Below are 18498 nucleotides of genomic sequence, written 5' to 3' on the forward strand. Positions count from 1 at the left end.
TGGTCGATCGGCTTACACTCTTGCACGCTCAACACCCCGTGTCGTCAGATTTTATCATTTTTATGCCGGCTTTTTTTTAGGCAACACATATTTCTGTCAGTGCTTGAGAGAGCTTCACTTGTTGGATATATCTGTAGCAAGTTGCGATCGACTCGTCCGTTAGCGTTAGCGAAGCGATCTCTTATGAAAGCCCGCCCCTACGGGAGGCTCATCAACGAAGAGGATCGCACTGACCCCGGGAGCGCAAAAATAATCAACATTGATGTGGTAAACTAAGGAAAATAGTTTTAAATCCGCAGGCTCGGATGAAAGCAAAACTATGTCAAATTTTCAGAGATTCCCTACATCTGTCCGCTATCTAATAGCGCGGTTGCGCCACTGGACGCAACCGGCGGTTTTGGCTCCGCTAGCCGTGCTGTGTGCGGGGGGATTCTTTATCTGGGAAGTCTCAGTACATCCCGAAAGGTTGAGCATAGATGGCGAAGAAGCAGCAGCCTCAAACAATCGGGCTGCGACGATCCCCGGGCTGTCTGCTGAAGATAGCGCCATTGCAGCAGAAATCGACAGCTTGCCGGTGCTAGTGAGTCAGTTCAATCGCTCTAATTCTGAACTGAACTTATTAAATTCACCATCCGTCACAGCCAAAGGTTTATTCGAGGAAAATCGTCGCGGGAGTGAAATTCCCAGAGCCTCTTCAACACCCCAGCAGGGGAAAACCAACACATTTGTGTCCTTAGCAAAGTTACAAAATCCTGCGGTGGGGACAGCCAACAACAACTTGGAAAATTCCAGCTTGCCAAGTTCAAACCCGACAGCAGTTTTAAGTCCACCTAGCGACGGCGGCTTGATTTCCGACAGCAAAACGCTCGGCGAGTCTGGCGGTATGCAGACAGCAACATTACCGCAGGCATCGAGCGGTGCGAGTTCAGGCAAACAAAACGACAATGCTCTGACTTTGAGTCCGCTGCAAGCAGCAATGAAAAAATACGTCGCTGCTACCACTTCGGCAACGACGGCTGTGAAAACTGCTAACTCGGCTAAATTGCTCGATCGACCGGCTTCGAGTGCAACTGGGGCAAATTCGGTAAATTTGCTACCAACGACGGCTACAGCTCAAGGCAGAGCAAATCCTGTGAATGTTCCCGCAGCACTTCCCCAACTTCCAGCTCAAACAAATACAATTATCAACGAATCTCAACAATTTTTAAACCCGGCAGCTACAGCCCCTGAATCATTTTCCGGGTTAAATTCCCGAGTACCGAGCCTGCCGGAAATTAATGCAGCGCCTGCAACTGTGGCTGTGCCCAAAAACCCCTACCAAACTAATTTATCCGGCTCGGGGTTGGCCCCTGTAGTTCAACCGGCTGCACTCACCGTCGCCACACCTGCGCCAATACTGCTAGTGCCCAATGTCAGTCAATCTTCTTTTCCTAGTGCGGGGGAAAGCAAGATAATTAGCCCTCAATTCTCTCCCAATTCAGCGAATTCTCAATTTCAACAAGCTCAACCGAGTCGGCTTAATTTGCCGGCCCAGCCTAACTTTGGAGTTGTTCCTCAAAACACAAATAATCAGGGCGTTGGACAAATTCAACCGGAACCTTATTCTACTCCGCGCTCCCTGACTCCGGGACGCTACCTTGGCGGCGGCGAAATCAATACTTTTGGTAATCCGTAGGGTGCGTCACCTTTGAGAATCCCTAAATTTGACAGACAATCTCACAGATCCGCACCTGATAAAATATAGCCTTTCTCAGAAAGATGAGGTACGCGAACGGCATAGGGCATAGGCCTCCGTGGGCATAGGGCATAGGGCTATGGGCATAGGGCATGAGGCTCTCCTCACCACGCTTGAGAACCGCTATAGTTGAGGAAACAAACCTAATACTTTTTTGTGGTAAGACTTTTTATATTGGCATTGCTTAATCAGGGTATGAAATAAATAATTTTAAAATCTAGAAGCTTTGTAGACGCTGGTTTTTATGAATTGCATATTTAGCCTGTCATACCGTAAATCAGCAATGCCAGACTTTTTAGAAATGGTATCAGGTGCGACGAAGAGCTCGATTGTCGATATTGAGTTAGGGATTTATCGCTCTTCGTCGCACCCTACGACTGAGTTGTGTTAATTCCCAATTAACAATTCCCCAATCTTATTGGTTAAACTTATCTAGACGCTGCCCGTCCCAACAACAATCCTCCGATTCCTAAGCCAAATGCGATCGGCAGCCAAGCCGACAGTATCGGTGTTAAAACAGCTTTCACGCCCATCGAACTGGTGATGAAAGAGAATACATAGTAAGTGAAAATCACCACCACGCTAATACCAAAACTCGTGCCTTTGCCGGAGCGGCGCGGTTGAGTTCCCAAAGCTGCTCCCACTAAACCAAATACTAGGCACACGAAAGGAAAAGCATATTTTTCTTGAATTCGCACCTTGAGTTTGCGAATTTGCGGTGCGTCGCCGCTGTTTTTAATGATTTCCAAACGCTCTAAAGCTTGGGCAATGTTCATTTCCTTGAAATCTCGGACTCTTGCAGCTAAATCTAAGGGCGTGCGGGGGAGTTGCAACTGCTGGTGTTGAAATCTAACTATATTGCGGTAAGAGCCGTCTGGAGCTACTAGATAAGCGGTACCGTTGAAAAAATCCCAGGTGTTTTCTGAGGGATTCCAAGTAGCTGATTCTGAAGAAATGATTTGATTGAGGCCTGGGGTGGAGCGATCGATAATTGTTAAACCTTTCATTTGCTGGCCGTCAAATTGTTCTGCATAAAAAAAGCGGGACAGGGTTTCTTCACCGCCTTTTTCTGGTTTGCGAAATTCTGTGTAGATAATATTTCGATCTTGAAATGTGGGTTTTTCTCGCTTCAGGGCTCTGTCTAAAGTTAATGTAGCTCTGTAGCTGGCGGCGGGTACGACTAACTCTTGCAAACCAAAGGTGAAGCCGGCAACGATTAAGCTCATAATTACTGCTGGCATGATCAATCGGTAAACGCTAACTCCGCAACTGCGGAGGGCGATGAGTTCGCTGTCGCTGGACATTCGGCTGTATGTCATTAAGGTTGCTAGCAGCATTGACATGGGGAAAGCCAATACTACGAAGTACGGAATTTGCAGTAGAAAAATTTCGAGGGCGGCGCCGTAGGAGAGGCCTGATTCTGCTACTCTGCGGACTAATTCAAATAAGGCTCCAACGGTGACGGCGACTGAGGTAAATAGTCCGACGCCAAACAGAAATGGGCCGATGAGTTCTTTGGTAATGTACCAGTCCATTACTGAAATTCTCGGCAGCCAGTTGAGGGGATTGAAAGATTTGGAGATTGCTATTTTCATAGTTTGGCGTTTTTGCGGTTTGCTCCTTAATCTGAAATTTAAATTTTCAATTCTAAAATTCTGGGTTGTGTTTTTATAGTGGGGGGGGCGGGTTTATAGATATTTGGGCTGGGATATTTATATTTAGGCGAACCCGCCCCTACGGCATCTGTCTTAACTCCTTTGGCGGTGGCTAGAAAAACTATCGCACGAAGTTGTCGCCCAAGTAATACTGTCTCACTAAAGGGTTGCTGTAGAGTTCTTCTTCAGCGCCGGATGCTAAAATTTGACCGTCTCGCATGATGTAGGCTCGATCGGTAATTTCGAGGGTTTCTCGGACGTTGTGATCGGTGATCAGGATGCCGATTTGGCGATCGCGCAGTTTGGCAATTATCGTTTGAATTTCGTCAACGGCGATCGGATCGACGCCTGCAAACGGTTCGTCTAAAAATAGGAACATCGGGCCGTCTCGCCCAGCGGCTAAGGCTCTCGCTAGCTCAGTCCGCCGCCTTTCTCCCCCCGAAATTTGAATTCCCAAACTGGATGCTATTTTTTCTAAGCGAAATTCTTTCAACAGGAAATCGACTCGTTCCTTCCATTCCCAGCGTGGTACTTGAGTTTGTTCTAGGACTAACAAAATGTTGTCGCGCACGCTCATGTTGCGGAAAATGCTGGCTTCTTGAGCGAGATAGCCTATTCCCAACTCGGCTCGTTTGTGCATCGGTAATTTAGTGATGTCTAAATCGTTGAGCCAAACTGTTCCTTGATTGGGTTTTTCTAATCCGGTGGCTATGTAAAATGTTGTGGTTTTGCCGGCACCGTTGGGGCCGAGGAGTCCTACGATTTCTCCTTGGGCTACCGAAAGGTTGACGCGACTGACTACATTACGTTTTCCGTAGGATTTGTGAATATTTTCTAGGACAATTTTCATGCTCGCCAAGGCAACTTTTAAGTAGAAGTCATTAGTCATTAGTCATTAGTCATTAGTCATTAGTGCTGTCCCCGCGATCGAACATCAGTCATTAGTCATCAGTCATTTTAGCCGCTCGCGAAGTCGAAGGCTAGTCATCAGTCATCAGTCATCAGGAAGAAGGAAGAAGACATAAAAATTCCTTAGTCATCAGTCATGAGTCATAAGTCATTAGTCATCAGGAAGAAGGAAGAAGGAAATACACAGCAAGCCTTTGAGCGATCCGTATTTTACGTTTAATTAGGTGGATTTACTTGCCAGTTAAATTCCAGAATTCAGGCTTGTGCGATCGCGTCTCAAGTCGATCTTCTACATACTAAAACTTTTTAATCTTAAGACAACGAAATTTCGCATCTATCCCAAGTAGTATGTTTTTGCCGATGCGAAATTTTGCTGATACCAGCGGTTGTTATTTGGGAGCTGTTCGGGGACGTGTGGGCGGTTTAGCAGCAGGATTGGGATTAACCGGGGCAGGTTTGGGGCCGATCGCATTTTGGGCTGCTGAATCTTGTTCCGGGGCCACCAGATAAACGGATTCTACCTGTCCTGGGTTGTCTGGCAGGGCAATAAACCGCCCTTCATCGATCAAGTATGTGATGGTTTCGCCGCGCAGGCTGTTGCCCTGCTGCAATACGTAAACGTCGCCGCTGAGAATGATCCGGCGCTCGCGGCTGAAGTATTGAGCTTGAGCTGCGGTTGCTTGGATTTGGCGGGCTGGATAGTTGATTTGGACGTTGCCGCGGGCTGTCACGATGCCGGTTTTGGAGTCGGCTTCTTGAATGTCCGATCGCACGGAAAGAGTGCGGGGCGGCGCGGCTTGCGGGTAGGTGGGTTTCGCGATCGCGCCGGCCAGAGTCAGGGACAACAGCAGCGATAATCCTTTGAATATGCGGGAGTTGAGTAGTTTAGCGGAGGGCATCATAGCTTGGCAAGCCTCAAAATTTTTGAAATTGCTGAAGGGCATTATCTCACCCCTGATTTTTCTCTAAGGAGATTAGCTCCACCACACCCGATCGGTTAGGTATTATATCTTAACGGCCGTGAAAAAGTCCCGTGAGGTCGATCGACCTGGCCGAGAGCGTCAACCACTTATCCTAGCAAGACAACAGCCATTTTCACGACCTGTTTGGCTGATTTACAGTTTATAGTGAGGACTTCAGTCCTCTGCCTGCCGTTTGATCGTGAGGACGAAGAGTCCTCTCTGGCGTGACTTTTAGTCAATCAGGACTCTTCGTCCGAACGATCAAACCAAATAATCAAATAAAACCGTGTCCAATAATTTATGATCAAGTTTTATGCTGTTTAAGTTTGTTCTAATTTTATAATGTGCGGCAATTGCAAGCCTGCAACTTCTGTACCCGCGAACAACGGCAGAAATTCTGCTACTTTTGCCGGCCCGGCTTGCTGCAAAGCGCTCAATAGTTTAGCACTTTCTCTCAGTAAATCTTCAACGGCAATTCCGGCATAACTCGGCTGATAATAACTGAGCTTATTTATGCCTTCTCCCAGCAAAATTGCTGCACCGCGCCAGTTTTCATTTCCTAAGTGATAAAGCGCGACGGCAATTTGCAAGATTCCCTGATAAAACTTTTTTTTCGGCTCGCCAGATTCCATCCACAAAGCCTCTAAAGTATCGTGACAAGCGTAAAAATCTTGGCTGTTAAACTGTTCGATACCTTGCCAAAACTCGATCGGCATTTCCTCTGTCATGCAATTGGAGATTAGGGATTTTTTGATGGGATGTGTGTTTGAGTAGGCGGCGATATTTTTTTTAAATAGCTAAGTCTTAAAAACAGGAAAAATAACGACCTTTTTTCAAAACTGCTGCCAGTTCACAACCGCCTACTTAAGCGATTACATATTACATAGTCTCTCTGACAGCTTGAAGCTGATCCATGCCAATTTCCTGATTAGTTCCAGCGAAATCGTTATCTGGTGTCAGAAATAACATACAATGACACTCTTTGCGCTCGCGCATGGGAATGCAGGGACAGTTCCAGTAGGCGGCTTTTACTTCGGCTTCTTTATCTTCGTAATGGCGACAAGGGCATAGGGGAGCGCCTAGTTCGTCTTTGTGCTTTGCTAGCCCTTCAATAACAACAGCAGTGACTGAAGGCTCGGAGCAAAAATAAGTTCCGGTGCGCTTGGCGTAGGTTTCGGAGAAATTCTTCATCGCCTCCAAAGTTTTTTCGTTGGAGAGTTTAGATTTTTCTGTTGTGTTCATAGTTTAGGATCGGAGTTGAGGATGCTACGAGCTTTTGACAATTGTACCGCAAAATGTGATTTTAAACACTTGTTATTTCTCTTTACTTACAAAGAGTAAAACCTTGACAAAAATTGAGTTTTAGGTTGTCGGTTTTTTAGTGATTTTTCTGTATCCCGGACGGTTGGGGAAACTGGCGGGTTACCCGGTTTTTGGAGTCGGCCCCATAGATTGGGGCGATCGATCGCCCTCATCAATCATCCCCCAAAGCGGATATAAATGAGATAATATAGCACAGCCCTGTCCTTGTTACCAGCATCTGATGGCAATTTCCCCGGAGCCCACCGGCCACCAAAATCTCCTCCCTCCCGGCTGATTTTGCTCGCTGACTGTACTTTGGTCAGATTAATGTTAAAATCCACCTCCCACGCTGCTAGCTACCTCTAGGCGCAGTAAACTATTGGTTTGCACGCTGAAAACTTAGGTGAAGTTTGCAATAAGAGTTTTGAAAGCGGAGGATTGATGTCAAATTGATTTGTGAATGAGATTTATGTTACGAACCGCTTAGGCGCAAAGGGCGCGAAGGAACAGAAGATGATTTATTTGTTTGCCTTTTGGGTAAATAGATAAATGTCATCCCGCTGATATTTGAGTGTAAATTGGGGATTGTTGGCGAGTTTAGTTACTAGGTTTTGCACAAAAGCTCGATCGCTCATCCAGCCAGGATAGCGCAAATTCAGCAAGACATACTCAAATGCTGCGAGATTTGCAGGTGGCGCGTGAGCCTGAGTTAATTGTACGACAGGGCGGTGCGTTAAGTGCGGAGCAATGTGAGAAGTTGTTAAAAGACTGCCTTTTGTCTTGACGAGAGCAATTGCTTCTCTGGTAGCGGGCAAAGTGTCGAGGGAATCCAAATAAATAGTCCAAAAATAGCCGTATTTCGCTAAAGCTAGGAAACCAATCAACGACCAAATTACAATCACTCTCGGCAATGGATATTTAGGAATTGGCAATCTCTCAAATATTGTCTTTCCCTTGGGCTGGTTGCTATCTGCTAAACTGGAAATTACGGCAACCAACAAAAACGGCAATATCGGAATAGAATATTGATGAATCAAATCTCGCTGAGCGGGGATATCCGAAAGGATATTCATTGCTAACATCGGTACCGCACTAATTAAAGGTGTCAGATGCCGTGGTGAAAGCCACCAAATTACAGGCAATACCAGTAACGCTAAATATTCAAAAGTATCAGCAGAAAACAAACGCCCTAAAATTAGATTTGGTTTCAATATTAAATTAGCAGCAATTTCTAAAACTGAATGACCTAAATATCCGTAACGCCCGATTCCTGCGTGTTCTCTTCCTTGATTGAAATACGGGATCACAGCTTGAGTAACTACCAGGAACCAACCCACGCCGAGAAATAGAGCTATCAGCCCACAATTGCGCTTTTTGTCAAAACACAACAGCCACAATCCCATCGCCGCCACAGTTAAAGATAGCACGGCTTTGCAGCTCAAAACTAAGACGATGGCAGCACAAAACCATAGGGTTTTATTTAGTCTGGCGGCGAGGATTGCGGCTAGCAGTGCGGGTAAAGCAATTACTTCTGGGTGGAAGTCGAAGAGGTTGACATTGAAGACTAATGGATAGAAAAGGTAGATACAGGCGATCGCCCGAGATATGCTATTATTTAATCCGGCTTGACTGGCTAAACTCCAAACTGGCAAAGCACCCGATGCTAGGGCTACTGCTTGCACTAACAACAGCCAATGAACATCGGGATATATTTTGTAAAGCAAAGCCACAGGATACATCACCCCAGCAGCGTGATTTCCCATGTGGTGAATTTCGAGAAATGAGGAAAACGGCGTTTGTCCTTGACTGATTAAGTACGCTACTTGGTCGTAAATTCCTAGTTCAAAGGCGTTGGATTCAAACAGGGTATGGCGTGCACTGCTGCATAGAAAAAATATTAGGGCGACAAGGGCGATCCTCTTCGAGGGCTTCGCTAACGACCAAATTATAGGATAATATTTTAGATGTTTAAAATAGTTTAATTTATTCATTGCTACCTATTTTTGGGCGGATCTTCTGAAATAACAAAACATCGTCTTGCTGATAGCTTATCTTAAACTCGGGAGATTTTTTAAGTTGAGCTGCGACACTCACAGCAGTATCAGCAGTATCGTGCCAAGGATGGCGCATATTTAATAGTACGTACTCAAATTCATTCAAACTTTGTCCGTTGGCAACTTGATGCAGCAATTTAATTGTTGAACGGTGAGCGAGATGAGTTGCTAGAGAATTATCTGTTAAAACATTACGTTTAGTTTGCACTCTGTTAATTGCCTGCTGCGTCGCTTGCCAAGTATCAAGAGACTCTAAATAAATAGTCCCAAAGTACCCATACTTTGCCAAAATAAAAAAACTTAAAAGCGACCACAAAATCAACGTTTTTGACAAATTGGCAAACAGCAATCTTCCCCACCTCCAACTGCGGCGAATCCAAAGGCGGCGAATCCAGATATGTTTAACAGATTTAATAGAAATGCGTTGCGATACTGGCTTCCAAATTCGCGGCATCAAGTGGCGGTGATTCCATAGATAATTCCGGGCATTTTTCCAAAAATTCTGGCCTCTTTTCTGTCTGTCTGCTAGGGTAGAAATTACAGCAGTTAATAAAAACGGAAATATCGGCACGGAATATTGGTGAATCAAATCTCGCTGAGCCTCAATATCCGAAAGGATATTCATCAATAGCATGGGAAAAGCCCCAATTAACGGTGATAAGTGACGCGGGGAAAGCCACCAGATTACAGGCAAAAATAACAAAATCAAATATCCCAAAGTATCAGTCGAAAAAATCCGGCTTGCTACTAGATGCGGTTTCAGAATTAAATTAATCACAATTTCAAAAACGGAGTTTCCCAAATATTGATATCGCCCGATACCTGCGTGTTGTTTGCCTTGATTGAAATATGGTACGATTGCTTGAGTAGCTATCAAAAACCAAGCTGCACCGAGAAATATAGCGATGAGTCCGCACTTGCGGTTTTTCTCAAAGAATAATAGCCAAACACCCATCATCACAACTGTCAAAGATAGCACGGCTTTGCAGCTTAAAATTAAGAGGATGGCGGCACAAAACCACCAGATTTTATCAAGTCTGGCGGCTAAAATTGCTGCTAAGATGGCGGGTAAGGCAATTACTTCGGGGTGGAAGTCGAACAGATTGACGTTAAATACTGCGGGATAAAGCAGATATACGGCCGCAAGTGCGATCGCCCTTGGTTCATTTAATCCCGCTTGACGTGCTAAACTCCAGCTAGGCCAAGCACCTAAAGCTAGGGCAAAAGCTTGCACGAATAACAGCCAGTGCACATCGGGATATATTTTGTAAAGTAAAGCTAGCGGATAGAAAATGAACGCCGCATGATCGCCTAAAATATTGATAGCCATTAATGATGAAAATGGCGTTTGATTTTGAGATATCAAGTAAATTGCTTGGTCAAAAATGGCTAAGTCGTATGCAGTGGAATGAAACAAGGCGTGGCGCGCGCTGCTGGCGGCAAACAGGATTAGGGTTGCTGCACCTACCATCCATGCTACAGGGTGAATTGTTTTCTGTTTTAAGTCGAGCATTTTAACTTGTTATCGATTTTCACCAATTTTTTGAAATAGCCAAACATCATCTTTTTGATATTGTAATTTAAAGTTGGGAGATTGTTTGAGGTAATTTGCCGTGCGATCGCCCATTTGCTTCGTATCGGGCCACGGATGGCGCAAATTCAACAGTACAGAGTCAAAATTCACCGCATCCGCCTCGGAGGAAATCTGCGAAAGTGCCTTAATTTTTGGCCGGTGAGCCAAGTGAGCAGCCAGTCGGTTGTCGGTTAAAACGCTAGCTTGCGGCTGAATTTGACTCACAGCTTCCCGCGACGCTGGCGCAGTGTCGGCGCGATTGAGATACAGCCAGAAATCTTTAGATTCGCCCAACAACAAGAACATTATTAACGACCAAATAATAACTGTTTTTGGAGCATTCAAATTGGGAATTGGCAATCGGTAATTGGTAATCGGTGTTTTTTCTCCTTCTTCTCCTTCTTCCTTCTTCCTTCTTCCTTCTTCCTTCGATATAACTGCTAACAATAAAAATGGAATTACCGGGAGTGAATACTGATAAGCCAAACTGCGCTGAAACGGCTCTTGGGAAAGGACATTCAAAACTAAAGTCGGTAGCGCGCCAACCAGAGGCGTTAAATATCGAGGTGACAGCCCCCAAATTACAGGTAAAATCAATAAGAATAGATATTTAAAAGTGTCGAATGACAAGATTTTTCCTAAAACTAACCCAGGCTTTAATAGCAAATTTCCCGCAATTTCTAATACCGAATTTCCCAGATAAGCATAGCGCCCGATGCTGCCGGATTCAGTTCCCCTAAAACCTGGGATAATTGCTTGAGTCACAATCAAAAACCAAGCTGTACCCGAAATAATAGCAAAAAGTGCAATCGCCCTTTTCACCCTTTTTTCCCGCCCCGATAGACTTTCCCGCTCAAATAGCAGCAGCCACAAACCCATCGCCGCCACAGTCAAAGCCAAAACACCCTTGCAGCCCAAAATCACAATCACCGCCGTACAAAACCGCCAAGGCTGACTCAAACGCGCCGCCAAAATTGCCCACAAAATAGCGGGTAAAGCAATAATTTCTGGGTGAAAATCAAACAAATTAATGTTAAAAACTACCGGATAAAGTAAGTAAACCGCTGCCATAGCAGCCGATTTTTCTCGATTCAAACCAGCCAAATTTGCCAAACTCCAAACAGGCAAAGCACCCACAGCTAAAGCCACAGCTTGCACTGCAAAAAGCCAGTGAACATCGGGATAAATTTTATAAAATAATGATAAAATATAGAAAATCAAACTCGCGTGATCGCCCATAATGTGAAAGCCTAAAAATGAGGAAATTGGCGCTTTCCCCTGACTAATTAAATAGATAACTTGGTCAAAAATTCCTAAATCCCAAGCGGTTGATTGAAACAAAGCGTGCCGCAAACTGCTGCACAAAAAGAAAATCACAGCCGCCGCCCCCGCCATCCAAACTACACTCGGCGGCGGGAATAATTGAGCGGGTAATTTTTCCGCAAGTGCGCTGCGACTTTCCTCGCCGGAGATTGTAAGATTTTCAGAGGAGTTTTGCATAAAAGCTGACAGTAACTGACTATTCTAAATATTATTTACTCAATACTCCGCGCAGGCGAACGAAAGTTTGTGCGCTTTGAGGTGCTGACTAGAATTTATTCAGGCAAACTTTTACTAATTTGAGTTCCAGTAATCGTAATATTAGAATAATCCATAAAACCTTAAAAAATTGTGAAAGCGATAACTCTTCTCGGCTCCACAGGCTCCATCGGCACTCAGACTCTGGATATTGTAGCTCAATACCCGGAACAGTTTCGGATTGTCGGGTTAACCGCAGGACGAAATGTAACCTTGCTGGCCCAGCAAATTCGACAGTTTCGGCCGGAAATTGTTGCGATTTGCGACGAAGATAAATTACAGGAATTGCAGGAGGCGATCGCAGATATCGAGCCTCAACCTATTTTACTTGCTGGCGAGTCAGGCGTTGTCGAAGTTGCCAAATACGGCGATGCTGAAGCCGTCGTCACGGGTATAGTTGGCTGTGCCGGTTTGCTGCCAACAATTGCAGCTATTGAGGCAGGCAAAGATATCGCCTTAGCCAATAAAGAAACATTAATAGCCGGCGGCCCCGTTGTCAACCCCTTAATCGAAAAATACGGCGTTAAAATATTGCCGGCAGATTCGGAACATTCGGCAATTTTTCAGTGCCTGCAAGGCATACCAGCGGGCGGATTGCGGCGAATTATTCTTACAGCTTCCGGCGGTTCTTTTCGAGATTTGCCGATCGACCAATTAGCCGGAGTAACAGTCGCAGATGCCTTGAAACATCCGAATTGGTCGATGGGGCAGAAAATTACCATTGATTCTGCTACTTTGATGAATAAAGGATTAGAAGTAATTGAGGCTCATTACTTGTTCGGGATGGATTATGACGACATTGATATTGTCATCCATCCCCAGAGCATAATTCACTCGTTAATTGAGCTGCAAGATACGTCTATTTTGGCGCAATTGGGCTGGCCAGATATGCGGTTGCCGCTGCTTTACGCTTTGTCTTGGCCGGAGCGAATTCATACAGATTGGCCGCGGCTGGATTTGGTAAAAGCTGGGGATTTGACTTTCCGAGAACCAGACCACGAAAAGTATCCTTGTATGCAGTTGGCTTATGCGGCGGGACGTGCGGGCGGCTCGATGCCTGCGGTGCTGAATGCGGCAAACGAACAAGCGGTAGCGCTATTTTTGGAGGAAAAGATTACGTTTTTGGATATTCCGAAGTTGATTGAGAAAGCCTGCGACAAACATCAAATTGATAACTGTGCCAGTCCTGGTTTAGAGGATATTTTGGCGGCGGATCAGTGGGCGCGGCAGGAAGTTTTGGCTGGAAGTGTCGAATTGGGCGATCGTATTCTTTCGGTTCGCTAATTCTTTGGTTCGTAGTGAGGAATGCAAGCGAACCAAAGCCGGACACGGCATTGCCGTGTCCCTACTTTTCATGATTGATATAAGTACAAAATATGGGGAAGAGACAAATCAAAGTTTTGGGCGAGGGTTCCCGCCCTATTTCACTTTGTATTCAATACTAATTCTTGATGGGCACCGCCAAATCAGCCGCACTCAACTTTTCGTACACTTCAAAAGGTTGATGAATCCAAGGATTATCCGCCAAATAATCTACATAATAATCCGGTTTCGCAACAGAACAAGCCTTGTACCAAAGCACAGCACTCCGAATTTCCTGAATATCCTCGCCGTAACGACTCTTCAGCCAATCGATACCTTGCTCCAAACTAATTCCCGAATCTACCAAATCGTCAACTAGCAGAATCTGGCTGCCCAAATTATCGCCCACCATTGTCAAATTAGGCGCAAACTCGATCGCCCGCCGGACTTTTCCCTCAGCCCCACCATAGGACGAGGCCGCTAAAATCGCCAGAGGCTTGTCGAAAATCCGCGACAGAGTATCGCCGACGCGCAGCCCTCCCCTCGCCAGACAGACAATGCGATCGAATTTCCATTGAGATTCGTCAATTTTTACAGCCAAATCCTCAATTTTGCGATGGTACTCAGACCAAGAAATGTAAAGGTCGCTCATGCCTAATATTATTGAAATATCAAAGACATTATTCAATATTTTGGGGAAAATGACATGAATGCAGAGGAACTTCTCACGCGGTATGCAGCCGGAGAACGGGTTTTTCACAAAGTAGACTTGGCCGGTGTCAATATGTCAAGGATAAATTTGCGCGATATTGACCTGACTGGGGCTAATTTAACAGGTGCAAATTCGATCGGCATCACGCTCTACAGAGCCAATCTGTATCAAGCAGATATCCGCCAAGCCAACCTCTCTCAAGCCAACCTCATGTCGGCTAATTTCGGCGAATGCGAGGCGATGGGAGCGAACTTTAGTGGAGCCATCTTGCGGAGTGCGGTGCTCAGCGGGGCCGATTTAACCGGGGCGAGTCTCAGGGGTGCAGACATCAGAGATGCCAACCTTCAGCGGGCAATTTTGATGCAAGTTTATGCAGTTAACGCTAACTTGCAAGGTGCCAACTTGACAGAGGTAAAACTTTGCGGAATCAATCTCAGCAAAGCAAATTTAACCGATGCCAACTTAACACAAGCAGACCTCAGCCATGCTAACTTAACTCAAGCAAATCTGAGTTGGGCAAATTTGACGGAAGCCAATCTCGAAAAAGCGGATTTGAAGGGAGCCGATTTGAGCGGAGTTAACTTGAGCTGTGCAAATCTTCATTTAGCAGATTTGAGTGGAGTTTCCCTTAAGGGAGCAAATCTTCGGGGAGCAAACTTGCATCAAGCAAATTTGCGCGGGACAAATTTGAAGGAGGCGAATCTGAGAGAGGCGATGATGCCAGATGGCAAAATTTCTGAGTAAATAAGCTGGCAAAACATAAGTTAAAACCGCAGGGTGCTGGTGGTGCACCCTACATTTAGCTTAATTCCTGAATTTATGAAGGAGATTTAATTTTGCCTTCAGGTGACAGTGCATTTCAAGAGGAGTGTCAAAAAAAAATTGGTCACGATTTAATCTGCAATTTTCAGCCAGCCTCGGCGAACGGCGTGGAGCAAGCGGTTGATGGCTGTTTGATCTTCTTCGGTAAGACAGTCATTTAACAGGGCTGTCTTGAGCTGTTGTCGGTGAGTGGGGGTCAGGAGACCGGAGTGATATACCTGAAAGACTAACTCTGCAATAGTAAATTGAGATAAAAACGTTTGGGTCATCATGATGTTTTTTATTGAACTCACTTTTGACAGTATTGACTGATTTTCTGCATATTTATGTGATTCAAATACGCTAATCAATGTGATCGATTCGGTCGAGATTCGTGATTTGTATCAACCGGATTTGGGGATCGCAGGTTTCGTCGATCGAGAGAGTAACTCTAAATACAAACTCCGTCCCGATTCCTCGCTTTTGGCAACTTCGATATCTGTAGTCTTTGTTAAGAAAATATGACAAATAAATTAATATTTATCTCATAATAGATTACTTGCTGACTGCTCGCTAATGACTGCTAACTGAAGCGATCGCCTTAATTAAACCTCAAACTTTTACTCCAAAGAATTGGTTTAAAGCCTCCACCCTTAAAGGCGAGAAATTAAAATCAGACTATTCATTACTCAAATCCTCTTCCTTCTTTTGTCAAGTGCTGTCAACTGTCAAGCGGTCAACTGTCAACTGAATGAAGGTGTTCAGAAATCCGCTTTTGCCTGCATTTATTTGGTGTCTTAGTAGGGAATTTTGTCCGTGAATCTACTTAATTAGTGCTAAAGGCTGACTACAGGCTACGGACTGCTTTAGATCAAAAATCCCGACTTCTTCAAGAAATCGGGTTCGAGCGTTTCGAGGATCGCAGCGCAATTTTATTTGAGAGGGTTAATGGAGCGAAATACTGGCACAGCTTTAGAGGAGGGAAAGTAGAAATACCGATCTCAACTTCTTGTTTGAGGGGACTAATCGGAAATCCTGACCCATCCGCGACGGATGGCGTGAAGCAGGCGATTGACGGCATCTCGGTCGTCTTCGCCCAGAGCGTTTTCGCAGAGTGCTCGCAGTCCGTGGCTTTCAGTGCGAGTCAGATTGCCTGAATGGCTGACTTGATAGAACAGTTCAGCGATCGCGCGATCGGATTTTAAAGTCAGAGCTGCCATGAAATCTCTTTGAACTCAACTACTCTAATATCGAGCATTTGAGAACAGAGTAGGGTGATTGCCGTCGGCTAAGCTGTGTGATCTTTCTGAGCTCGACTTGCGATCGAAGTCTGGGAGTATACGTGAGTAACATCACAGAGAACGAGAGATCTCGATCGCATTTGCTGCTTTGCAGGGCGATGCCTCAAAGTTTGACCGCAGGTTGAAAAGTCCTGAGCGCAAGACGTTGAGCGCGCCGCTGCTGCGTGATTGAGTGCGTGCGATCGGCGACACCGCAGCATCTGGACTCGGAGACTTGTGAAAGCTTGGGCGATTCCCTACTGGATAGCTACGCTTGAGGACACTTGCAGCGGAGGGGAGAAAGTTGCGATCGGCGAGCCGCACATTGAGATACAATAATCATAAATACTTTTATCCAATCTACAGGCCGGCAGGTAAAAAATGATAATTATTGGCTACTTTTCGATTGCTTTAATCGTTTTTTTTGTTTGGTTCAAAAGTTTTTGGAACGATACTGCGACCTCGAAAAAAGATTTAATCTCTTGGATAGCCTTAGTAATTGGCCCTCTGGTTTGGCCTGTTGTTCTGCCCCTATCCCTTTTGCAAATTTCCAGCAAAAAGTCGGTTGCACAAACAGCTAAATACGAGCAAGAATTATAATCTGGGAAAGTAACTGACTCAAACGCAGTCGGTTAGCTGGTCATGAATTATCCCTTGTGAATCGCCGAGCGCAGCGAGTAAATCATCTTGCTTTTATGGCAACAACAAAGTGCAGGTAAAAGGTAGAATCAAATAAAAAATCTGGAATCCCAAAACAGTATTTTTTAACCACTGTCAAATTCTGCCTTCTGCTTTTTGACACCTACTTTTATGCTGTCATATTGTGATTTAACGCTGCCACGCTGTCAAAATTGTCATACCCTGATTGTCGGAGACCAACCGCAATATTTTTTAAGTCAAAAGTTATTTGCCAGATGAACCAATCTCAAACTCAATAACCAATATAACATGGTCTGTTGCTGGCACAAGTATAACTTCAGACATATTTCAGCGTTCCGCTGACCAACTTAATATTTTTATGGCTTCCGGCCACTGCGCACCATTAATGGAATTCGGGAGAACCCTTGCCTACTGTTTGCAAACAGCTACAATCTTTAGCCTGTAAGCAATTGCGGCTCAATATGTTCAAACTGTAGCCGCTACTGGTCAGGCAATTGTAGAGTTCGATATGGCCAAAATTGCCTAACTCTTACCGCAGTTAGATAGACAATAAAAGGTAGAGGCTGCAATATGAAATAGCAACAAAAAATCTTTCAAATCTCAAGCAGGACTTGTTTGAGGCGAGGGGGCATCAGGAGGCGATAGTGCGATCTCTGGGATGTTTTAGCTGTACTGCTGGTTCGGGAACTTCTCAATAAAAGTGCAGTCACTGTATCCAACTTTGCTATTTACACAAAAAGTAGGAGAAAAAATGAACGAAATGTCTGAGAAGCCAATTTATCGAATTCTTAATCTAGTGTCGCTGCTAGCGCTGAGTTACTATGCAGCTACTTCTATCAATTACATTTTTCAGAGCGACGCTCACATTTACAGCTACGACAGCCAAAGCAATTCTAACGGGTTAAGATCGCAACTAGAAGTACACCCCTCGGCTAAATAGTACAGCTTGTCTATGAATGCCCAACCAAATTTCCGGGAAATTGCTAATTGTCGATCTGCCGCTAGAAGTTAACAATTAGCAATAAAGTTTGACTAAATAAAAGTTAAGTTTGTTAAATTAAATTGTCAAATCTAATTATATCAAAAGTTACCAGAAAGAATTCGTTTAAAGCCTCCACCCTTAAAGGCGAGAAATTAAAATCAGACTATTCATTACTCCAATCCTCGGACTTCTAGGTAGAGGTCGCACTCAAGCAGTCAACTGTCAACTGAATGAAGGTTCGGGGTGGCGTGTCACTCTCAGGGAGTCCCTGGCTGCTAAAAGATTTCTGTGTTTGATTGGAGTGTCTGGAACTAACAGACAATTAATCCGATTTTCGATTGGGGATTTGAGATGGGGGATGATTGATGGCGATCGGGGTTGGGATCTCGGGCCTGCTGTGGCATTCTGTCGATCGACTGGTAGAAGATGCGCAGCAGCTTATTCTCAGCTTTGAGAGTACCGTCAGAACTTGACCCTACTACCCAAATCCCAACTTCACAACACAAGCACTGCATTCTCTGGATAGATGCAGTTGATTGCAGAAATCAGTTATTTTGGGTCGATCGACCAAGTGGGTGCGCGAAAATCATGCCAAAGAAAGCGAGGGATATTGGTGGAAAAATTCAGGCTCTTGGCCTCAAGATTGTGTCCGGGAGTGTGTTGCCGATGATCGGCAAAGTAACTGGCGAGGAAAAAACTCAGGGCAGCGAGCGGTGCTTGAATCTCTTTCGAGGGCTAGGTTTGATTGAATGCGGCCCAGATTGTGCGCCAGATTTTGTTAACAGCTAAAAAATTTTGATTTCTTGGGAACTCTTGGCGGAACTCAAAAGTCTGGTAAACCAGAGTCAAATAAAAAATCGCCAACTCAGTTACAGCCCGATTGCGGGCGATCGAACTATCCGGCGATCGACAGTGCCAACAGCCCCCGGTGCGATTTCTCAATCTTGAGAGCATACTCCGATTAAAAATGGTTTATGTGTATTTGCCGGCTAT

General features: G+C 45.0%; 19 protein-coding genes. 6 read left to right on the forward strand and 13 right to left on the reverse strand.

The genetic code is table 11. The features are described 5' to 3' along the window. The first annotated feature begins 319 nt into the window (after positions 1-319). Positions 320-1675 carry a hypothetical protein gene (locus tag QUB68_RS09845; RefSeq protein ID WP_332991721.1) on the forward strand — a complete coding sequence of 452 codons (1356 nt, stop codon included), beginning with the start codon at positions 320-322 and terminating at the stop codon, positions 1673-1675. Between the two features lie 488 nt (positions 1676-2163). Here the strand turns inward: QUB68_RS09845 and QUB68_RS09850 are convergent, their stop codons facing one another. The 8 genes from QUB68_RS09850 to QUB68_RS09885 form a co-directional block, all read right to left on the reverse strand. Continuing rightward, positions 2164-3330 (reverse strand): LptF/LptG family permease, encoded by a 1167-nt coding sequence (locus QUB68_RS09850; protein WP_332991723.1) that lies wholly within the window; start codon positions 3328-3330, stop codon positions 2164-2166. Between the two features lie 181 nt (positions 3331-3511). Further along, the gene (gene lptB / locus QUB68_RS09855; RefSeq protein ID WP_332991947.1) at positions 3512-4240 is read right to left on the reverse strand and encodes an LPS export ABC transporter ATP-binding protein; all 729 of its coding nucleotides are present in this window, start codon (positions 4238-4240) and stop codon (positions 3512-3514) included. Between the two features lie 448 nt (positions 4241-4688). Beyond that, entirely contained in the window at positions 4689-5201 is a 513-nt protein-coding gene (locus tag QUB68_RS09860) for an LptA/OstA family protein (protein WP_332991949.1), read from the reverse strand. Between the two features lie 380 nt (positions 5202-5581). Further along, positions 5582-5989 carry a DUF309 domain-containing protein gene (locus QUB68_RS09865; protein ID WP_332991725.1) on the reverse strand — a complete coding sequence of 136 codons (408 nt, stop codon included), beginning with the start codon at positions 5987-5989 and terminating at the stop codon, positions 5582-5584. Positions 5990-6140: 151 nt separating this feature from the next. Continuing rightward, positions 6141-6503, reverse strand: a complete 363-nt coding sequence (locus QUB68_RS09870; RefSeq protein WP_265233595.1) for a ferredoxin thioredoxin reductase catalytic beta subunit — start codon at positions 6501-6503, stop codon at positions 6141-6143. 578 nt (positions 6504-7081) lie between these two features. Continuing rightward, positions 7082-8554, reverse strand: coding sequence for a DUF2079 domain-containing protein (locus QUB68_RS09875; RefSeq protein ID WP_332991727.1), 1473 nt, complete (start codon positions 8552-8554; stop codon positions 7082-7084). Then, positions 8547-10130 (reverse strand): DUF2079 domain-containing protein, encoded by a 1584-nt coding sequence (locus QUB68_RS09880; RefSeq protein ID WP_332991728.1) that lies wholly within the window; start codon positions 10128-10130, stop codon positions 8547-8549. Before QUB68_RS09880 ends, QUB68_RS09875 begins: the two co-directional genes overlap by 8 nt. Before the next feature lie 9 nt (positions 10131-10139). After that, the gene (locus QUB68_RS09885; RefSeq protein WP_332991730.1) at positions 10140-11690 is read right to left on the reverse strand and encodes a DUF2079 domain-containing protein; all 1551 of its coding nucleotides are present in this window, start codon (positions 11688-11690) and stop codon (positions 10140-10142) included. 171 nt (positions 11691-11861) lie between these two features. Between QUB68_RS09885 and dxr the strand changes: the two genes are divergently transcribed. Further along, on the forward strand, positions 11862-13052 hold the full coding sequence (dxr, locus tag QUB68_RS09890) for a 1-deoxy-D-xylulose-5-phosphate reductoisomerase (RefSeq protein ID WP_332991731.1): 1191 nt from the start codon (positions 11862-11864) through the stop codon (positions 13050-13052). 157 nt (positions 13053-13209) lie between these two features. Here the strand turns inward: dxr and QUB68_RS09895 are convergent, their stop codons facing one another. After that, positions 13210-13722: a phosphoribosyltransferase gene (locus QUB68_RS09895; protein WP_332991733.1), complete on the reverse strand. Its 513-nt coding sequence runs from the start codon at positions 13720-13722 to the stop codon at positions 13210-13212. A 54-nt stretch (positions 13723-13776) separates the two neighbouring features. On the opposite strand from QUB68_RS09895, the gene QUB68_RS09900 reads away from it, so the two are divergent. Further along, entirely contained in the window at positions 13777-14526 is a 750-nt protein-coding gene (locus QUB68_RS09900) for a pentapeptide repeat-containing protein (RefSeq protein ID WP_332991735.1), read from the forward strand. 149 nt (positions 14527-14675) lie between these two features. Here the strand turns inward: QUB68_RS09900 and QUB68_RS09905 are convergent, their stop codons facing one another. The 3 genes from QUB68_RS09905 to QUB68_RS09915 form a co-directional block, all read right to left on the reverse strand. Further along, positions 14676-14876 (reverse strand): hypothetical protein, encoded by a 201-nt coding sequence (locus QUB68_RS09905; protein WP_332991737.1) that lies wholly within the window; start codon positions 14874-14876, stop codon positions 14676-14678. Between the two features lie 729 nt (positions 14877-15605). After that, entirely contained in the window at positions 15606-15803 is a 198-nt protein-coding gene (locus QUB68_RS09910) for a hypothetical protein (RefSeq protein WP_332991739.1), read from the reverse strand. Between the two features lie 132 nt (positions 15804-15935). Then, on the reverse strand, positions 15936-16199 hold the full coding sequence (locus QUB68_RS09915) for a hypothetical protein (protein WP_332991741.1): 264 nt from the start codon (positions 16197-16199) through the stop codon (positions 15936-15938). A gap of 1075 nt (positions 16200-17274) precedes the next feature. Here QUB68_RS09915 and QUB68_RS09920 point away from each other — a divergent pair. After that, positions 17275-17463: a hypothetical protein gene (locus tag QUB68_RS09920; RefSeq protein WP_332991743.1), complete on the forward strand. Its 189-nt coding sequence runs from the start codon at positions 17275-17277 to the stop codon at positions 17461-17463. A gap of 353 nt (positions 17464-17816) precedes the next feature. On the opposite strand, the gene QUB68_RS09925 is transcribed toward QUB68_RS09920, so the two are convergent. Further along, entirely contained in the window at positions 17817-18020 is a 204-nt protein-coding gene (locus QUB68_RS09925) for a hypothetical protein (protein WP_332991745.1), read from the reverse strand. A 73-nt stretch (positions 18021-18093) separates the two neighbouring features. On the opposite strand from QUB68_RS09925, the gene QUB68_RS09930 reads away from it, so the two are divergent. Next, a complete protein-coding gene (locus tag QUB68_RS09930; RefSeq protein ID WP_332991747.1) occupies positions 18094-18294 on the forward strand; it encodes a hypothetical protein in 201 nt (66 codons plus the stop codon). A gap of 6 nt (positions 18295-18300) precedes the next feature. After that, the gene (locus tag QUB68_RS09935; RefSeq protein WP_332991748.1) at positions 18301-18453 is read left to right on the forward strand and encodes a hypothetical protein; all 153 of its coding nucleotides are present in this window, start codon (positions 18301-18303) and stop codon (positions 18451-18453) included. Positions 18454-18498 lie beyond the last annotated feature (45 nt).

It is taken from the genome of Microcoleus sp. A006_D1 (assembly GCF_036702805.1).
Classification (GTDB): domain Bacteria; phylum Cyanobacteriota; class Cyanobacteriia; order Cyanobacteriales; family Microcoleaceae; genus Microcoleus.